At 47.9% G+C, this 16,379-nt stretch carries 16 protein-coding genes; 8 read left to right on the forward strand and 8 right to left on the reverse strand.

The genetic code is table 11. From position 1 onward, the window contains the following. The 3 genes from pgm to ABY436_RS14520 all read right to left on the reverse strand — a co-directional run. On the reverse strand, positions 1–1,588 hold a 1,588-nt coding region (gene pgm / locus ABY436_RS14510; RefSeq protein ID WP_372739666.1), incomplete at its 3' end, for a phosphoglucomutase (alpha-D-glucose-1,6-bisphosphate-dependent). A 32-nt stretch (positions 1,589–1,620) separates the two neighbouring features. After that, positions 1,621–1,806 (reverse strand): hypothetical protein, encoded by a 186-nt coding sequence (locus ABY436_RS14515; RefSeq protein ID WP_372739667.1) that lies wholly within the window; start codon positions 1,804–1,806, stop codon positions 1,621–1,623. After that, positions 1,787–2,224, reverse strand: coding sequence for a copper-binding protein (locus ABY436_RS14520; RefSeq protein ID WP_372739668.1), 438 nt, complete (start codon positions 2,222–2,224; stop codon positions 1,787–1,789). The genes ABY436_RS14515 and ABY436_RS14520 overlap by 20 nt, the downstream gene beginning before the upstream one ends. A gap of 185 nt (positions 2,225–2,409) precedes the next feature. On the opposite strand from ABY436_RS14520, the gene ABY436_RS14525 reads away from it, so the two are divergent. Genes ABY436_RS14525 through ABY436_RS14540 form a run of 4 tightly spaced genes read left to right on the forward strand, consistent with a single transcriptional unit; the run spans position 2,410 to position 6,219 of the window. Next, positions 2,410–3,639, forward strand: a complete 1,230-nt coding sequence (locus tag ABY436_RS14525) for an ABC transporter substrate-binding protein (RefSeq protein WP_372739669.1) — start codon at positions 2,410–2,412, stop codon at positions 3,637–3,639. A gap of 14 nt (positions 3,640–3,653) precedes the next feature. Continuing rightward, on the forward strand, positions 3,654–4,679 hold the full coding sequence (locus tag ABY436_RS14530) for a YVTN family beta-propeller repeat protein (RefSeq protein WP_372739670.1): 1,026 nt from the start codon (positions 3,654–3,656) through the stop codon (positions 4,677–4,679). Next, positions 4,676–5,410, forward strand: a complete 735-nt coding sequence (locus ABY436_RS14535; protein WP_372739671.1) for an ABC transporter ATP-binding protein — start codon at positions 4,676–4,678, stop codon at positions 5,408–5,410. The genes ABY436_RS14530 and ABY436_RS14535 overlap by 4 nt, the downstream gene beginning before the upstream one ends. After that, complete coding sequence (locus tag ABY436_RS14540; RefSeq protein WP_372739672.1) at positions 5,407–6,219, forward strand: ABC transporter permease; 813 nt, start codon at positions 5,407–5,409, stop codon at positions 6,217–6,219. Before ABY436_RS14535 ends, ABY436_RS14540 begins: the two co-directional genes overlap by 4 nt. Here the strand turns inward: ABY436_RS14540 and ABY436_RS14545 are convergent. After that, on the reverse strand, positions 6,216–6,416 hold the full coding sequence (locus tag ABY436_RS14545) for an oxidoreductase-like domain-containing protein (protein WP_372739673.1): 201 nt from the start codon (positions 6,414–6,416) through the stop codon (positions 6,216–6,218). The genes ABY436_RS14540 and ABY436_RS14545 overlap by 4 nt on opposite strands. 149 nt (positions 6,417–6,565) lie before the next feature. Between ABY436_RS14545 and ABY436_RS14550 the strand changes: the two genes are divergently transcribed. The 4 genes from ABY436_RS14550 to ABY436_RS14565 all read left to right on the forward strand — a co-directional run bounded on the left by ABY436_RS14550 (position 6,566) and on the right by ABY436_RS14565 (position 9,386). Then, entirely contained in the window at positions 6,566–7,123 is a 558-nt protein-coding gene (locus ABY436_RS14550; RefSeq protein ID WP_372739674.1) for a Slp family lipoprotein, read from the forward strand. Positions 7,124–7,262: 139 nt separating this feature from the next. Continuing rightward, positions 7,263–7,880, forward strand: a complete 618-nt coding sequence (locus ABY436_RS14555) for a LysE family translocator (protein ID WP_372739675.1) — start codon at positions 7,263–7,265, stop codon at positions 7,878–7,880. A gap of 136 nt (positions 7,881–8,016) precedes the next feature. Further along, positions 8,017–8,655: a PQQ-dependent catabolism-associated CXXCW motif protein gene (locus ABY436_RS14560; RefSeq protein ID WP_372739676.1), complete on the forward strand. Its 639-nt coding sequence runs from the start codon at positions 8,017–8,019 to the stop codon at positions 8,653–8,655. A 62-nt stretch (positions 8,656–8,717) separates the two neighbouring features. Next, positions 8,718–9,386: a response regulator gene (locus ABY436_RS14565; protein ID WP_372739677.1), complete on the forward strand. Its 669-nt coding sequence runs from the start codon at positions 8,718–8,720 to the stop codon at positions 9,384–9,386. Between the two features lie 108 nt (positions 9,387–9,494). Here the strand turns inward: ABY436_RS14565 and ABY436_RS14570 are convergent, their stop codons facing one another. The 4 genes from ABY436_RS14570 to ercA form a co-directional block, all read right to left on the reverse strand. Beyond that, positions 9,495–12,083: a NahK/ErcS family hybrid sensor histidine kinase/response regulator gene (locus ABY436_RS14570; RefSeq protein ID WP_372739678.1), complete on the reverse strand. Its 2,589-nt coding sequence runs from the start codon at positions 12,081–12,083 to the stop codon at positions 9,495–9,497. Beyond that, on the reverse strand, positions 12,076–13,230 hold the full coding sequence (gene nosP / locus ABY436_RS14575) for a nitric oxide-sensing protein NosP (RefSeq protein ID WP_372739679.1): 1,155 nt from the start codon (positions 13,228–13,230) through the stop codon (positions 12,076–12,078). The genes ABY436_RS14570 and nosP overlap by 8 nt, the downstream gene beginning before the upstream one ends. A gap of 136 nt (positions 13,231–13,366) precedes the next feature. Continuing rightward, positions 13,367–15,106, reverse strand: a complete 1,740-nt coding sequence (locus ABY436_RS14580) for a NahK/ErcS family hybrid sensor histidine kinase/response regulator (RefSeq protein WP_372739680.1) — start codon at positions 15,104–15,106, stop codon at positions 13,367–13,369. Next, positions 15,090–16,241 carry an alcohol dehydrogenase-like regulatory protein ErcA gene (gene ercA, locus ABY436_RS14585; protein ID WP_372739681.1) on the reverse strand — a complete coding sequence of 384 codons (1,152 nt, stop codon included), beginning with the start codon at positions 16,239–16,241 and terminating at the stop codon, positions 15,090–15,092. The genes ABY436_RS14580 and ercA overlap by 17 nt, the downstream gene beginning before the upstream one ends. Between the last annotated feature and the right edge of the window lie 138 nt (positions 16,242–16,379).

Raw genomic sequence — 16,379 nt, forward strand, 5'->3', positions numbered from 1 at the left:
GATGCGCCTCAGATACAAAACTTTCCAGATAGATTTTGTAAATATTTTCAGTGCCTGATGGGCGTGCGGCAAACCAACCATTGGCGGTTTGTACCTTTACGCCACCGATAGAGGCTCCGTTACCCGGCGCTTTGGTTAAAACACCGGTAATCTCATCACCTGCTAAGGTATCTCCCTCGACGGAATCAGCACTCAGCGAAGACAGTACGGCTTTCTGCTGGGCAGAACACGGCACATCGATGCGCTTATAAATGGGACGACCGTAACGCGCCACTTGCGCTTCATATAGCTGATGCGGATCCTTACCGGTAACGGCTAAGATCTCAGCCGCCAGCAGGCCCAGAATGATGCCGTCTTTATCTGTTGTCCAAACGCTACCATCTTTACGCAGAAAAGAAGCGCCGGCACTCTCTTCACCACCAAACGCCATCTCGCCGCTGAACAAACCTTCCACATACCACTTAAAACCAACGGGCACTTCGCACAGCGTTTTGCCCAGACCATCAACAACACGGTCAATCATGGCACTGGACACCAGCGTTTTACCAAATTGAATATCATCCGACCATTGCGGACGATGCGTTGCTAAATACTCAATGGCAACGGCCAGGTAAGCATTGGGGTTCATCAGACCTGATCCGGCACACACAATACCGTGACGGTCAAAATCAGGATCATTAGCGATAGAGATATCAAACTTATCCTGAAGCGCGAGTAGGTTCTGCATCGCATAGCTGGATGAGCAATCCATACGAATACGGCCATCTTTATCCAGCGGCATAAAGCCAAAGGTAAAATCGACCTTATCGTTCACGACTTCGATATTCAGGTTGTACTTTTCTGCGATTGGCTTCCAAAAGTGCAAGCCTGAACCGCCCATCGGATCCACCCCGATTTTGATTCCGGCTTTAGCAATCGCCTGCATATCAATCACGGATGCCAAATCACTTACGTAATGATCGATGTAATCAAACGGCTCGATCAATGCATTATCTTTAAGCGCTTCAGCCGGTAGCCATTTTCCACCCTCTAACTCAACTTCCAGCAACTCGTTAGCACGTTTGGCAATCCAGTTTGTAATATCCTGATCGGCAGGGCCACCCTTGAGCGAGTTGTATTTAATGCCGCCATCTTCTGGCGGGTTGTGCGAAGGCGTAATCACGATACCGTCGGCAACATCACGACCCTGGGCGTTATGCGTCAGAATCGCATGCGATATCACAGGCGTTGGCGTGTAGCCATCACCTTGCTGGACACGAACACGCACGCCGTTAGCGACTAACACTTCCAGCGCGGTACTAAATGCAGCTTCAGACAAGGCATGTGTGTCTTTACCCAAGTACAAAGGCCCGGTGACACCTTGCTCTTTTCGGTATTCAGCAATAGCCTGGCAGATCGCTATAATATGGTCTTCGTTAAAGGTCGTTTTTAAGGCTGAACCACGATGGCCCGACGTACCAAAACTAACCTGTTGCTCAGGGTTCGCGTTGATATCAGGCTGCTGACGATAATAAGCAGCCACCAGCGCCGGGATATTAACCAAAGAATCGTGCGGGGCAACCTTTCCTGCATCGGGGTGAATAGCCATAAACAAACCTGTCCTTTTCCATGAATAAATAACTAATGCTCGGCTATCCTGGAAAGAGATGCAACGATCCACTGAGCATCATGGCGGGTTTTATTAATATGACTGCTGGCATTACGCCATTGGATTGAAGTGTGCGGCCAACGGATAACGCGTTTAGCCGCCAAACAGCGGTGATTTATACCTCCAGCAACAACAAGGTTATTTGACGCTAAAGACACCAACCATGCCTTTCTCTTCAAAGCCTTCGGCATAGAATTCGTATTCGCCAGGCTTCACAGGCACAAAGTAGATTTCCGCTTCACCTTCCTGCTCAAACTCAAGCTCAGTTAAGGCCATCGCTTTAATCTCCATATCACCGGCTTCTATTTTTCGCAGATAAATAGTCGGGAAAAACTCAGGCGCAACGAACGCATATTCTGTCTGCCCACTGGAGATAATTTTTAACTTATAAGATTGCCCGGTAACCATCTCATAACGTTTCTCAGACAAGTTGTAACGGTTGTCTTCTGTGCCCAGGACCAAGTCCGGTAGTTTTTTAGGGCGAATGGTCAAATCCCCTTCGGCAACGGCAGTCATGGCTGTGCTGCTGAGAATACTGACTAAGGCCGCCAGACCGAGACTACGTTTGAATGACATGCGAACTCCTTAATGATTAGATTTATTCTTAGCGACCAATGCTATGCTCACTCTGATTTTTAAAAATACTACTTAGGAACTAATTCTTTTCTACTTTCTACATATTTAATTGATAAGCATTCCCACCTAAGCTGGCCACATCACATAACAATTAGAATAAATCTTTGCGAGTACAGCCAAGCCTTATGACTTATTCACTAAGCATTACAGCTCACTACACTAAACAGAAACGTCGCGTTTTATATCGCGCCTTGTCAAGTATGCTATTGGCCGTGCCGGCCATGCTACTCAGCACAGTTGTACTTGCTGATGTGACGACAAAGATTGGCTACCTAGCTCAGGAAATAGATACAGGGCCGGTGTTATCTAATATTTTGCCGGAACCTGAAGATGCGGGCCTCAGAGGGGTCCATCTTGCCATCAACGATAGCAATACAACCGGAAAATTTTTAAAACAGAGCTTTGTATTAGATGCTTTCAGTGATGAAAACGCAGAGCTTATCATCGAACGTGCTCAGCACATGTACAATCAAGGCATTCACAGCTTTGTGGTTAATCTACCAGCCAGCACCTTAAACACCTTAAGCCAAAGCCTGCCCAATGATGTACTGATTCTCAATGCAGGCGCTAAAGACGATCAGTTACGCCAAACAAATTGCCCTAAAAATACGTTACACACGATTCCAAGCCGCGCGATGTTAACCGATGCACTGGGACAATGGCTAAAAGCACGCCGACTTACGGATCTGCTGCTCATCACCGGTCCAACCGATGATGATCAGGCGTATACCGCCGCGATTAAACGTGCAGCTAACCGTTATGGTCTCAAAATTGTCGCCGAAAAAGCGTGGGACTTCGATACTGATCTGCGCCGCACAGCCCAACGGGAAATGCCGTTATTCACGCAAACGAAAGAATACGATGTCGTAGTGGTAGCGGATGAGCGAGGCGACTTTGGCGAGTATGTTTTATATAACACCTGGTACCCTCGTCCTGTAGTCGGAACACAAGGCCTGTCACCCGTAACCTGGCACCGCGTTGTCGAGCAATGGGGAGCCGCTCAACTTCAGAAGCGCTTTGAAAAACTCACTGGCCGCTGGATGGGCGAGAAAGACTACGCCGCATGGGCCGCCGTACGAACCATTGCCGAAGCCGTTACCCGCACCAATAGCGAAGACGTTCAGCTGCTCAAAAGTTACATCGCCTCGGATGCCTTCGAGCTCGCCGGTTTTAAAGGCCGCAAACTCAATTTCCGTTCATGGAATGGGCAGTTACGCCAACCTATTGCACTGATACACCCGCGCTCGCTGGTATCACAATCTCCGCAGGAGGGCTTTCTGCATCCCGTATCTGAACTGGATACGCTTGGATTTGATAAACCAGAAAGCCAATGCCGCCTTATGGAACACTTCTAATGACAGGGTTCACTATGAAAACCAATACGATATCCGGTATGCAAAACAGCCGCTTTTTTTCCCGCCGCCTGAAACTGAGCATGGCAAGCATGCTGCTCGTTACACAACCCCTGCTGGCAGATGTTGCCTATGTATCTAACGAGAAAGATGACACCCTGTCAGTGATTGACCTTGATACTTACGAGGTCACCGCCACTCTCAATGTAGGCCAGCGCCCACGCGGCATCATCCTGTCGAAGGATCAAAGCAAACTGTATATCTGTGCTTCAGATTCCGACACCGTTCAGGTGATGGATTTAGCAACACACCAGATCATTAAAGAGCTGCCGTCCGGGGAAGATCCGGAGCAGTTTGCATTACATCCCAACAACCGCCACCTGTATATCTCGAATGAAGATGATGCGTTGGCGACTGTCGTGGATACCGAAACCAACGAGGTACTGGCTCAGATTGATGTGGGTGTAGAGCCCGAAGGGATGGCGGTAAGCCCCGATGGAAAGATCGCCGTTAATACCAGTGAAACGACTAATATGGTGCACTGGATTGATACCGAAAGCATGCAGCTTGTGGATAACACACTGGTAGATCAGCGCCCCCGTCATGCTGAGTTTTCTAAAGATAGTAAGGTTCTCTGGGTCAGCTCTGAAATTGGTGCAACCGTTTCAGTCATTGATGTAGCGACACGCCAGATTTCACATAAAATTGATTTTAAGATTCGTGGCGTTCATCCAGACAAAGTTCAGCCCGTGGGCATCAAGCTCAGTGATGACGGCCAATACGCCTTTGTTGCTCTGGGCCCGGCCAACCATGTCGCCGTTATTGATACAGCAACTTACGAAGTCATTGATTATATTCTGGTAGGCCGGCGTGTATGGCATATGGCATTTAATGCGGATCAATCATTACTTTTAACCACCAATGGTATCAGCGGCGATGTTAGTATTATCGATATCGCCAAAATGAAGGCGATCAAGTCCGTCAAGGTCGGTCGTTACCCATGGGGTGTCGTCGTGAAAACAACAGAAGCAAAAACAAAATGAGTATCAAGGTCAGGCAGCTTAGCTTCCACTACGGAAAAAAAGCTGCATTAAAAGACGTTGATTTCTCTTTGGAGAGCGGCCAGTTCTGCGCGTTGCTAGGCCCTAACGGCGCAGGAAAAAGCACCTTATTTGCACTCCTGACCCGCCTGTATGCCATGCAACATGGCAGCATTGTGCTGCATGATTTAGATCTGCAAAAGCATCCGACTCAGGTCATGCAGCAGCTCGGCGTGGTGTTTCAACAAAGCACGCTGGACCTGGACTTGAGCGTGCAGCAAAACCTGGCATACCATGCGTCACTGCATGGGCTTTGCGGTACACAAGCGCGCCTGCGTATCGCAGAAGAACTGCAACGCATGGATATGAGTAACCGGGCACATGATAAAGTCCGCGCGCTCAATGGCGGGCACCGCAGGCGCGTAGAAATAGCCAGAGCACTCTTACACCAGCCAAGCGTACTGCTGCTGGATGAACCCACGACAGGCCTTGACCCCAAAGCAAGGAAAGCACTTAACCACTATGTCCGACAACTCTGTGCAGATACACAACTCACTGTATTATGGGCAACCCACCTGATCGACGAGATCCTGCCTCAGGATCGCGTTCTGTTAATACATCAGGGCCAGCTACTCAGCTCCGGAACGGGCCATGACCTGTGTGAGCTCAGCAAAAAACAGCATTTAGCCGATGCATTTGAGTATCTCACCCAAAAAACGGATACGGCGGCATGAAGATCTCTCCAACCCATTATTGGTATTGTTTCCAGGGGATACTCACGCGTGAATATCTGCGATTCATTCAGCAGCGCACGCGCTTTTTCAGTGCATTGGTACGGCCTCTTCTTTGGCTGGTCGTATTTGCAGCAGGGTTTCGCGCTGCCCTCGGGATTGCCATCATAGAGCCCTACGAAACGTACATCACCTACGAAGTCTATATTGCCCCGGGCCTATGCTGCATGATCCTGCTGTTTAACGGCATGCAGAGCTCGCTATCCATGGTGTATGACCGCGAGATGGGCAGTATGCGCGTACTGTTGATGAGTCCACTACCGCGCTGGTTTCTGCTCGTCTGTAAACTCATCTCGATTGCGCTTGTATCGTTGCTGCAGGTCTACGCTTTTCTGATTATCGCGTTACTGGTAGCCGTTGAACCGCCATTGTGGGGATATCTGAGTGTGTTGCCGGCGCTGTTACTGGTCGCCGTGATGCTCGGCGCTATCGGACTGTTTATTTCATCCTGGATAAAACAGCTGGAGAACTTTGCCGGTGTGATGAACTTTGTCATCTTCCCGATGTTTTTTCTCTCTTCGGCCCTTTATCCATTATGGAAAATGCAGGAAGCCAGCGAATGGATCTATTGGATTTGTATAGCCAATCCCTTCACCTACGCGGTCGAACTGGTCAGGCATGCACTCTATCTGAAATTTGATAGCGTCGCATTCAGCGTTACACTGGCGATAACACTGATCTTTTCAGTGCTGGCAATAACAGGGTTTAATCCACAACGAGCCGCCGCAGGTACAGGTAAAAAGCCGAATTAAACAGGGCTTTCAGCCTGTTTTTCGTCGGCGTTTTCTGTTTTTTTTCCGTCAGCGCTTTCTGCTTCCTGAGCGGCTTTCAGCTTCTCCTGAGCCGCCTTCCATTCGCGCATATCTTCGTAATAGATATCCCAAACACACGGTTCACAGCCCGCTTCACAACACTCGGAATCACCCGGAGGCGTTGGTTTTTCTATCATTTTTCTACCATCGTATTTATACAATAAAAATACATTTTACCATACAGTGCGCGTTAACCAAGAAAACTTACGCCAGGAACCATTAAACAGTATTTTTGTCTGAATAAAGTGAAGGTGAACTATCATGAAACTACTACCATGAAACGACTATGATAAAGCAATCGGCTTCGCTCTTATTGCTGAGTGCCAGCATTCTAAGCGGCTGTACCACCGTCCCCGAGCAGCTGCAGGTTCCTCAGTCAACACCATTGATTCAATACGAAACGGCCAGAGAATACCCGATAACAGAGCAAACCAGTGATATTCACACGCACTCGCTGGCCCGATGGGGTGGCGTGATAGCTAACATAGAAAATCAGGATAATTTTACTCAGTTAGAAATAGTGCAGTTCACACTGGACAGCAACAGCCGCCCCAAGGTGACAGACAATAGTGCAGGCCGCTTTCGCGTAAAGATAAACCAGTTTCTCGACCCAATGATATATAAAGAGGGCCGTGAGCTGACCGTTGTAGGGAATATAACCCACAGTGAAATGGGCTATATAGGCAAGCACCCCTATCTATTCCCGGTACTACTCAGCCAGCAGCTATACCTCTGGCAGTCAGAAAAGCAGATCGAAACCCGCTATGTTCCCTATATTATTCATACTCCGGTTTATATTCCCAGGGATATCAGCAGAAAACATAAGAGCGATACAAAAAAATAGCGCTCAGCTTCAATACCCGGATATCCGCACAGACCGCCCATATGTATACTTACCGCATGCTGTCAGCCATCATGAATACATGATATAAATTCAGAATATCTATCATTAACCTGCTATATAAGCATTGAGGTTAACAACCGTGTCTTTCGAGAGCGCCATCACCTTTTTTATCGCGATCTTTATTTTCGGCATCACGCCGGGCCCTGGTATTTTTGCGATTATCGCACGCGCCATGGTGGAGGGTAGCCGTTCATGTTTTTTGCTCGCGCTGGGGATGGTGAGCAGTGATATTGTCTACCTGGTGCTGGCATGCTTAGGTTTAGCCGCCATCGCTGAGCATTGGGGCGAGCTGTTTACCATCATCCGCTTCACCGGAGCGGCGTACCTTTGTTACCTTGGCTGGAAACTATGGACGACACCGATAGATCTCTGTGCGGATGCGCCTGTCAGCAAACCCCGCCAGGGAATGAAGAGCTTTCTTCAGGGATTTTTGATCTCAGCGTCCAACCCGAAAGTAATTTTATTTTATATCGCTTTCCTGCCGACATTCATGAATCTGTCTGTGCTAAGTATTCCTGATATTGCCTTGGCCTCAATCCTGCAGCTGTTCGCACTGATGATCGGTGTCATGCTGATCGCCCATATGGCATCGAAGGCGCGTAGGATATTCCGATCTGTCAAAGCAATGCGCAATCTGAACCGCTCCGCAGGTTCTATTATGATCGGAGCAGGTGCATTCTTAGCAACACGCCACTAACCACACTGAGTAAATGGGTTAAAACCGATACTTACTAAAAGCCAATACTTTAGTACTGGTTTTTTTACTCCATTGCAGAATGTATTCTTTTTGATTGTCGCGTTGTAATAACAGCAGTCAAAAAAGGTGATGTGGCATGCGTAGATGCACTATTTGGCTTTACTGGTTATGTTCAGGGTTGTTACTGGCCCATACAGCCTCAGTACTGGCAGAAACAACGCTGATAGAAAAAACAAACAAGCGCACCCAAACCACTGCAGTACCTGCCGGGTCATGGCTTGGAGGCTTTGACGATGATAGCGAATTGTTTACGCCAGAGGGTTATCGTTTACTGCGTTATCGCAGCCCAACCCCGACACAACATGAGCAGGCAACAACGTTATCAACAGAACAGTTGCTTAACTTGCTACAGGATATACCGACTCCGGCACTACTGGATGTACAGCCGTTGATCTGGAAAGATGGCTTTTTCATTCAGAAAGAGCCCCGCCTGCACATACCAGGCAGCCACTGGACACCTAATGTAGGCCAGGGAGAACTCGAAGATACATGGGCTGACTATTTCCAGCGGAATTTGCAGGAGATAACACAGGGAAGACAGGACTACCCGGTTGTGATTTACTGCACAGCGGATTGCTGGATGTCATGGAACGCAATAAAACGCGCAAAAGCATGGGGATACTCTCATCTTTACTGGTACCGGGATGGCTCAGACGGTTGGCAGGAAGCTGATCTGGATACTGCCGAAGGAATACCGGCAAAATTTTCACCCTGATCTTATCAGGTACCTATAACCGATATCGTGATCCATAATAAATATAAGAGTGGGAGAGTATTGTGTATAAAATCCTGATTGCGGATGATCATCCTCTATTCCGAGAGGCGATTAGCAATGTCATTCATACCAGTTTTCCTGATAGTGAGCTACTGGAAGCACAAACACTGGAAAGTGCTCTTGAGCTTTCGCTTGAGCAAGATGATTTAGACCTGATCCTGTTAGATTTGAACATGCCCGGCATGAATGGTTTAAACGGCTTAATTACCCTGCGTAACGAATCACCGACTATTCCGGTTGTGATTGTTTCGGCAGAAGAAGATAAACAGATCGTGTTACAAGCGATCACCTATGGTGCGATCGGCTTTATTACAAAATCCTCGTCTCGTGAGGAGATGACCAATGCGCTGAAGCAGATTTTGGCCGGGAATGTATACCTGCCATCCGATATCATCCGCAGTAATTCACCGGAAACACGCCGTCAGCCACGTAACGATGATAAACGCATCGCCCCTGAAATGCTTTCTTCGCTAACCCGCCGCCAGTTATTAGTACTGGAAAGGATGTCTACTGGCGAGTCCAACAAACAGATTGCCTATAACCTCAACATTGCCGAAACTACAGTAAAAGCGCATGTTTCCGCTATTTTACGCAAACTCAATGTGCATAATCGAATTCAGGCCGTTCTATCCGCTGGCAATATTGATTTCAGTGAATACCTTAAACGGTAAATCAAACGGCTCTGGTGTTGTTAGCCTCGGATGGATTGCCGTTAGTGCCCAGACTTAACAGGTGAGAGTTAAAGATTGAGGCTTACGGAAGGGGCTCAAAGCTGAAACTCAGCGGTCTTTTAACAGATGCAACAGCGTCGACTTCAGCTTTAAAGGCTTAACCGGCTTATTCATCAGAATATAGCCCAGCTCACGTATCTCCTGTTTAAGATCTTTATTGTAGTTTGCTGTAATCATCAGCACAGAAAGTGGATGGGGAAGCCGTTTGGCCAACCCCCGCGCTGCATCGACGCCATTATTCCCATTATCCAGATGATAATCCGCAATTAACAGATCAACCGGATCCTTTGCCGGGTCTACCCGCTGCAACAAGTGCTCCAATGAAAGTGCGGTGGTAACACGACACCCCCACCCTTCAAGCAGCGTTTGCATCCCTTGGCAGATAGCAAGATCATTATCAATCACCCAGATATGAGCACCCAACAAACAATCTGCCGCCGCAGCCCGGTCCGTTCCCGGAACATCAGAATACAACGCAAGCTCACCATAAGGGACTTCAACCGCAAAGACAGAGCCTTTTCCCTCAATCGAATGAACCGTAATCGGGTGGCCGAGTACCCCGGATATTTTGTCCACAATCGCTAAACCCAGCCCCAGCCCTTTATCGCCACCTTTATCAGAACTTTTATCAGAACCCAGCCCCTGCGGATTCAGTCGCCTGAACTCCTGAAAAACCTCCTGTAATTGCGCTTCAGGAATACCTACACCGGTATCCCATACCTCGATAACGAGTGACTGTTTTTTACGGCGACAGCCAAACAATATCCGCCCTTTAGTCGTATAACGAATCGCATTCGATAAAAAATTTCTAAGGATACGTGCTAACAATTGAGAATCTGTCGAAATCGTAGCAGATGACGGAATATAGGACATTTTAAGCCCATCTTTGAGCGCAAATTGACAAAATTCATTGGCAATGTTTTCCATCAACTCACGCACCCGAAAGGTGGTAACATCCGGCGTAACCACGCCTGCGTCGAGTTTAGATATATCAACAAGCGTACCCAGCAATGATTCAACATCACTCAACGCATGTGACACCGAATTTACCAGTGGACGCGTAACATTAGTCAGCTCCTTTTCAGCTAATGCACCGGTAAACAGACGCGCGGCATTTAAAGGCTGTAACAGGTCATGACTCACCGCTGCGAGAAATTTGGTTTTTGATAAATTAGCTTTCTCAGCATCTTTTTTCGCTTCACGTAAACGGGCTTCGACCTGAGTGCGCTCTTCAATCTCAGTGAGCAGATGTTCATTGACCGCTGTTAGTTCCGAAGTGCGCTCATCAACCCTATGCTCCAGATTCTGATAGGCTTCTTCCAGCTCTAAAGCCACTTTGCGCCGGTCGGTAATATCACGGATCATGACAAAAAAACCAACGGTCTTCCCATCTTCACCGATATTTGGTACGTAGGACTTGAGCATATAACGCTGCTCACCAGAACTATTTCGCTCGGCAATATCAAACGTGACATTCTCACCTGAAAGAGCCCGCTGGACAAAAGGCTCCAACTCATTAAAGCCACGCTTTCCATGCACCTGGGTGATGCTCTGACCCGTTAATTTGCCACGCTCCCAACCATACCATTCGTCATAAACCTTGTTGGTGAAGCGGTAACAGAGATCATCTCCCACATAAGCGATCAGGGCGGGTACATGGTCGGTAATCAAACGAATCCACTGCTCGCTCTCTTTTAGCGTTTCGGCGTATTGATAACGCTCGGTAATATCAGAGTAAGTGTTCACATACCCACCGTCAGGCATAGCATGTGTTCTTACTTCAATAATGTGATCATCATGCCGCATGATATGCGAACTACCGGGCGGCCTTCCTTTAGCATTATTGTCATGAAAGTGCTTGAGATTGAGTGCTCTAAATGGCGGGAATGACTCTGCTTCCGAACGAGACACACCGGTTAATGTAAGAAACCGGTCATTCCATATCTCCAGCTGATCACTGGCATTGACCAGGGCGACGCCTTGAGAAAGATTGTCTACTGTGCGTTGTAACAACAGCGACTTTTGCGCCAACGCCGCTTCCCGACGTTCAGTTTCAGCCGCTTTCAGCTGGCTGATATCGGTATACAATATCACCATACCGCCATCAGAAGTCGGCCTCTCACTCATCTGCACCCATTGCCCGGTAGACAAGCGAAACACTTTATTAGCGTCTCCGGTTTCGCCGTACTCTTCTGCTATCAGGCCATGCTGATCAGCTAAACGACGGATATCCCGAATCGTAGTACCTGTTGCTATTACCTGCCCGGTACCTTCCCAGACACTTTGAAATTTACTATTAAAAAGGACGATGCGGCGGTCACGATCAAACAGAACAAAAGCATCTGAAATGCTCTCAATAGCATCGACTAAGCGTTGATTCGCCAGGTCTGCAATCTGGTTGGCATTCTTCAGGGCTTGATGACTGATTTTCAACTCGGACAGGGCATCGTTCAAAGCTTCCGTGCGTTCGCGAACCTGATCCGCCAATATCACCGCATGCTCAAAAGCTGCATACGGATTAGCTCCTTGCACATTACTCGACTCAACTCGTTCAATCAGTGCATGGTTGATCCGCTTAAGCTTGTGGTTTTCCCGCTCAAGCTTAGCTAATCTTAACAGTAATTCATCCTCACTCATTTGCAGGCTTCCCAATCACCACGCCTGTAAATGTCTGGTTGATATGCATGCCGTTAATATGCTCTCCGTATGTGTTAAAGCCCACCACTTTATGCTGGCGCAGCAATGCAGACGCCTCTTGTACGATATCTAAATGCTCTATTTCCAAGCGTCGAAGGAAACAATCACAGCCGATAATCAATTGCGGGGAGCCTATTTTTTTCTCAATCCGCTCCAGCTCTCTGGTCAGATTTTGTAACATATCGCCTCGTTGCATTCGGGTCAGTACAATCCCATTCTCAACGGCACAATAAAACGTCAAACTAAGATCAGCATTAACCTTTTGAATAGATCGCACATAAAAGTCATCGCCAATTCTGACCGCCAAGGGATTCAGGGCGAATACCTGCGGAGTCAGCTCATCGACAGGGACGCCAATCAGGGCGGCGTACTCTTCAGCTGCCGGTTCCGCATTCAGCTCATAGACTCGCCGGGTTTCACGCTCGGCGGCGGTCACCACTAATTTTTCACTCAGGGTTAAAAGGTGATGTGTAGTGAATACTTCAAATTCACAGTCTGTATTAAATAACAGCACAACGGCGGCACCCGTGTAAAAAGCCCCATTCGCAAACACATGCGTATGTGCCAGGTGAATATCGTCACCGGCAGACCCACCAAAATGTGGAATATTGCCCAAAGCCGAACTTAATGTTGCCAGTACCTGTTCTTCCTGCACTGACAAACCATCCAGCAGGGTCAGAACAAAACTATTACCTTTAATGGGGGCCAGCTGTTTGACCCGACCTTTATTAATAAAAGACTCAACAACCGATTGCGCGTGCGTTAGTGAAAAATCATCCATCGCGCTGATAAGGCAAGTTTCTACCGCAAAATGCCGACGATTGAAGCCGATCGCACTAATAGCACCCTGTGCATAACCTTCAGCGGTGATCTCTCCCGCTGTAGTACATCCGGCCAACTGAACACCCTCAAACGCCTGATTCATTGCCTCAGCCAATAGCGGCAAATCATACTCAGCGGTGCAGAAAAACAACACGCACCCTAAATCTTCATAGCGTAACTGTTGTCGCAACTGTTGTTGCAACTCGGCAGCAGCGGCGAACGGATCACTGTGATTTGAAAAACAGGTAACAGCGGCTTCAGCCATAAATATGGAATTCCTTCTATGAAAAGGTCTTACTTCAGTCTAGGCAGACTATTGCTTATATCAAATAGTACTTGTGACCTAATTATCTTCGCACCTGCAGCATCGCCGCCTACAGCCCTGTACCCACCGATGTTATTTATGCCGGTGCCGACAGTATATGGCTCAATAATGCGCGTAATTTGCCTGGTTTCACCGGTTTATTTAAGACTTGTAAACCTAACCTGCGAAAATGCCTGAGGCTGATATCAGAGCGTTCGGCCGTCAGCATCGCAGCGGGAATTCGTACGTTGAAATGCTGCTCCAGACTATCCAGAACATCTAAACCGGTTTCACCTTTTTCCAGATGGTAATCCAGCAGTAAAACGTGAGGCGTTATCTGCTGCTGTTTACACAGTTCGATAGCGGATGCCGCATTGGTGGCAATGTAGGGTGTCAATCCCCACTGCGTCAGCAATACTTGCATACTGAGTAGAATATTCTGATCATTATCCACCACCAGCACTACCTCAGAGGAAAAACCGCTGACACTCGTTGTTATTGCGACAGGGCGAGGCGCAACCATTTCGTTAGTGAGTAACGGCACTTGAACAGTAAATACTGAGCCTTTATCCACGCGTGAGCGTACTGTTATCGGGTGACCCAGCACCCGTGCAACACGATCAACAATCGCCAGGCCAAGCCCGACACCGGTCCGCATTCCGTTTCGGTGCTGCTCTAATTGGTTAAACTCACTAAAAATATCTACTATGCTCTGTTGAGGAATCCCCTCACCGCTGTCCCACACCTGTAGGTACAAATGCTCTCCCCGTACCCGGCAACCGACTAACACACCTCCCTGGTTGGTATAGCGCAGCGCATTACTAACAAAATTTCGTAAAACGCGCATCAACAAGCGGGCATCAGAGAAAACCACCTGATCTGTTTTTCTGATTTTCAAAGTCAGCCCGGCACGCTCGGCAAGCGGCTGAAATTCAGTTTCTAAGGCATTCAATAACTGTGAAAGGTGAAACGCACAAGGATCTGACTGTACGGCGTTCTGATCCAGTTTAGATATATCCAACAGATCCGTAAGCAGCTCCTCCGCACCTTCAAGCGCCACGTGAATGCGTTCGACCAGCCGGGCATCGGCGACCGCCAACTGTCGCTCTCGTAAGGTAGAGACCAACAGCCGTGCTGCATTCATCGGTTGTAACAAATCATGGCTGGCTGCCGCCAGATATTTATCTTTACTGGTATTAGCGTCTTCGGCCTGCTCTTTAGCAACCAATAACTGTTGTTGTGCGGTTTCCCGTATGCGAATTTCGTCCCAGAGTTTATGATTAACCGTCGCTAGCTCATAGGTGCGCTCGGTCACGCGTTCTTCAAGCTCTTCATTCAATTTTTTAAGTCGTGCCTGATCACTAACACGCTCACTGATATCCTGAACAAATACCTCCAGAGTGACATCATCAGCATCTCGTTTTAGCAGTGCATTCATCGACACAAAAATAAAACAGCCATCGGCTTTTAACAGCCGGGTTTCGTAGCGGTGAACTTTGCCATCTTGATTCAGGCGCATCAGTAGCGTTCGGTAGTCCTGCGAATCAACAAACAGCTGCTGATCAATCGCTGTTATTTGCTCAACTAAATCACCCGCTGACGAGTAGCCACACAGTGAAGCCATAGCAGGGTTTGCGGTTCTGAATCGCCCTGATAAATCCGCCTGAAAGATGCCATGCAACGCGTTATCGAACAACCATTTATAACGATTACGTTCAACATCCAGCTCATCCAACTTTTGCGTAAGCTCGGGATAATAGTTTTTACGTGCGGAATGGTCTCCAAGGCCGATAAGATCCTCAAAGGTCGCATTATTTCTATCAGAGGGCTTCTTCATACACGACTTCTACATCTCTCTGGTTAGATTTACGTGGATTGGTGAGGAGACAGGGATCTCTTAATGCGTTAACTGACAAAGTAGGTATATCCGACGCACTGATACCGTGCTCAGACAATTTCTGGGTCAATCCGATTTCAGTTTTTAGCGCAATAACATGCTGCATTAATCGTTGTTTAATCTGAGGCGTGGTTAACCCACGGGTATCAATACCCATCGTTTCGGCAACTACTTTGAACCGATCCGTCGCTTCTGAGTAGTTAAAATCGATCACATGCTCCAGCAACATCGCATTACAAAGGCCATGTGGAAGATCCAGAAAACCACCCAAGCTATGCGACATCGCATGCACAGCGCCAAGAATCGCATTAGAGAATGCCAGACCTGCCTTCATCGACCCCAACATAACCTGCTCACGCAAGTGCATATCTTTTGGGTTCGCGACCAAGGGCGCAATATTAATATTGATAAGGCGGATAGCATCCAATGCATGCATATCCGTTAATGGGCCGGCACCGGTGGAAACAAAGGCTTCAATCGCATGTACTAATGCATCGATACCTGTACAAGCACTCAAAAAACCATCCATGGTAGCGGTCGTTTCCGGGTCAATCAGAGAGACATCCGGCACGACCGCTTTACTGACAATCGAGAATTTCATCTTCTCATTCTGATCAGAAATAATCGCAAACTGAGAAACATCAGCCGACGTGCCGGCCGTTGTGGGTATAAATATCAACGGTGGAATGGCTACATCAATCCTATCCACACCTTCAAACTCAAGAATATGCCGTCCATGCGCACTGACAATACCGATTCCTTTTGCACAGTCCATCGGGCTTCCACCGCCGACAGCCACAATCACATTACAGCTCTGCTCCTGATAAAAAACCGCCCCGGCCATCACTTCCTCACAACGAGGATTGGGAGATACACCCGTGAAAATAGCATAGGGAATATGCTGTTCATCAAGGCTCAGGCACACATCCTTTACCCAGCCTGCTTTCTCAACACCTGAGTCTGAAACAATCAAGACCTTTCTAGCGCCGAATTTATGGGCATAATTTCCCACCGTGTGCCGAGCGCCGGCACCAAAAATAATTTCGGGGGATACAAATTTACGTAGATTCGACATATCAGAGCTCATCGATGGGCACTCAAGCTTCTTATTATATGAAACGTCTTGCTCACGCTGACGTATACAAAGGATAGGGAGTTTACCCTTTTATTTCAATGCGCACCTCACAAGGGGTATTCGGTATTACTACCAGAC

Source organism: Neptunomonas sp. (assembly GCF_041601355.1).
Classification (GTDB): domain Bacteria; phylum Pseudomonadota; class Gammaproteobacteria; order Pseudomonadales; family Balneatricaceae; genus Neptunomonas.

What these genes read in the sequence shown, in the direction of transcription:
- ABY436_RS14580 (WP_372739680.1), bottom strand. Translation starts at nt 15,106, where the DNA reads ATGAAGAAGCCCTCTGATAGAAATAATGCGACCTTTGAGGATCTTATC.
- ABY436_RS14540 (WP_372739672.1), top strand. Translation starts at nt 5,407, where the DNA reads ATGAAGATCTCTCCAACCCATTATTGGTATTGTTTCCAGGGGATACTC.
- ABY436_RS14545 (WP_372739673.1), bottom strand. Translation starts at nt 6,416, where the DNA reads ATGATAGAAAAACCAACGCCTCCGGGTGATTCCGAGTGTTGTGAAGCG.
- ABY436_RS14535 (WP_372739671.1), top strand. Translation starts at nt 4,676, where the DNA reads ATGAGTATCAAGGTCAGGCAGCTTAGCTTCCACTACGGAAAAAAAGCT.
- ercA (WP_372739681.1), bottom strand. Translation starts at nt 16,241, where the DNA reads ATGTCGAATCTACGTAAATTTGTATCCCCCGAAATTATTTTTGGTGCC.
- ABY436_RS14570 (WP_372739678.1), bottom strand. Translation starts at nt 12,083, where the DNA reads ATGAGTGAGGATGAATTACTGTTAAGATTAGCTAAGCTTGAGCGGGAA.
- ABY436_RS14560 (WP_372739676.1), top strand. Translation starts at nt 8,017, where the DNA reads ATGCGTAGATGCACTATTTGGCTTTACTGGTTATGTTCAGGGTTGTTA.
- nosP (WP_372739679.1), bottom strand. Translation starts at nt 13,230, where the DNA reads ATGGCTGAAGCCGCTGTTACCTGTTTTTCAAATCACAGTGATCCGTTC.
- ABY436_RS14530 (WP_372739670.1), top strand. Translation starts at nt 3,654, where the DNA reads ATGAAAACCAATACGATATCCGGTATGCAAAACAGCCGCTTTTTTTCC.
- ABY436_RS14550 (WP_372739674.1), top strand. Translation starts at nt 6,566, where the DNA reads ATGATAAAGCAATCGGCTTCGCTCTTATTGCTGAGTGCCAGCATTCTA.
- ABY436_RS14525 (WP_372739669.1), top strand. Translation starts at nt 2,410, where the DNA reads ATGACTTATTCACTAAGCATTACAGCTCACTACACTAAACAGAAACGT.
- ABY436_RS14520 (WP_372739668.1), bottom strand. Translation starts at nt 2,224, where the DNA reads ATGTCATTCAAACGTAGTCTCGGTCTGGCGGCCTTAGTCAGTATTCTC.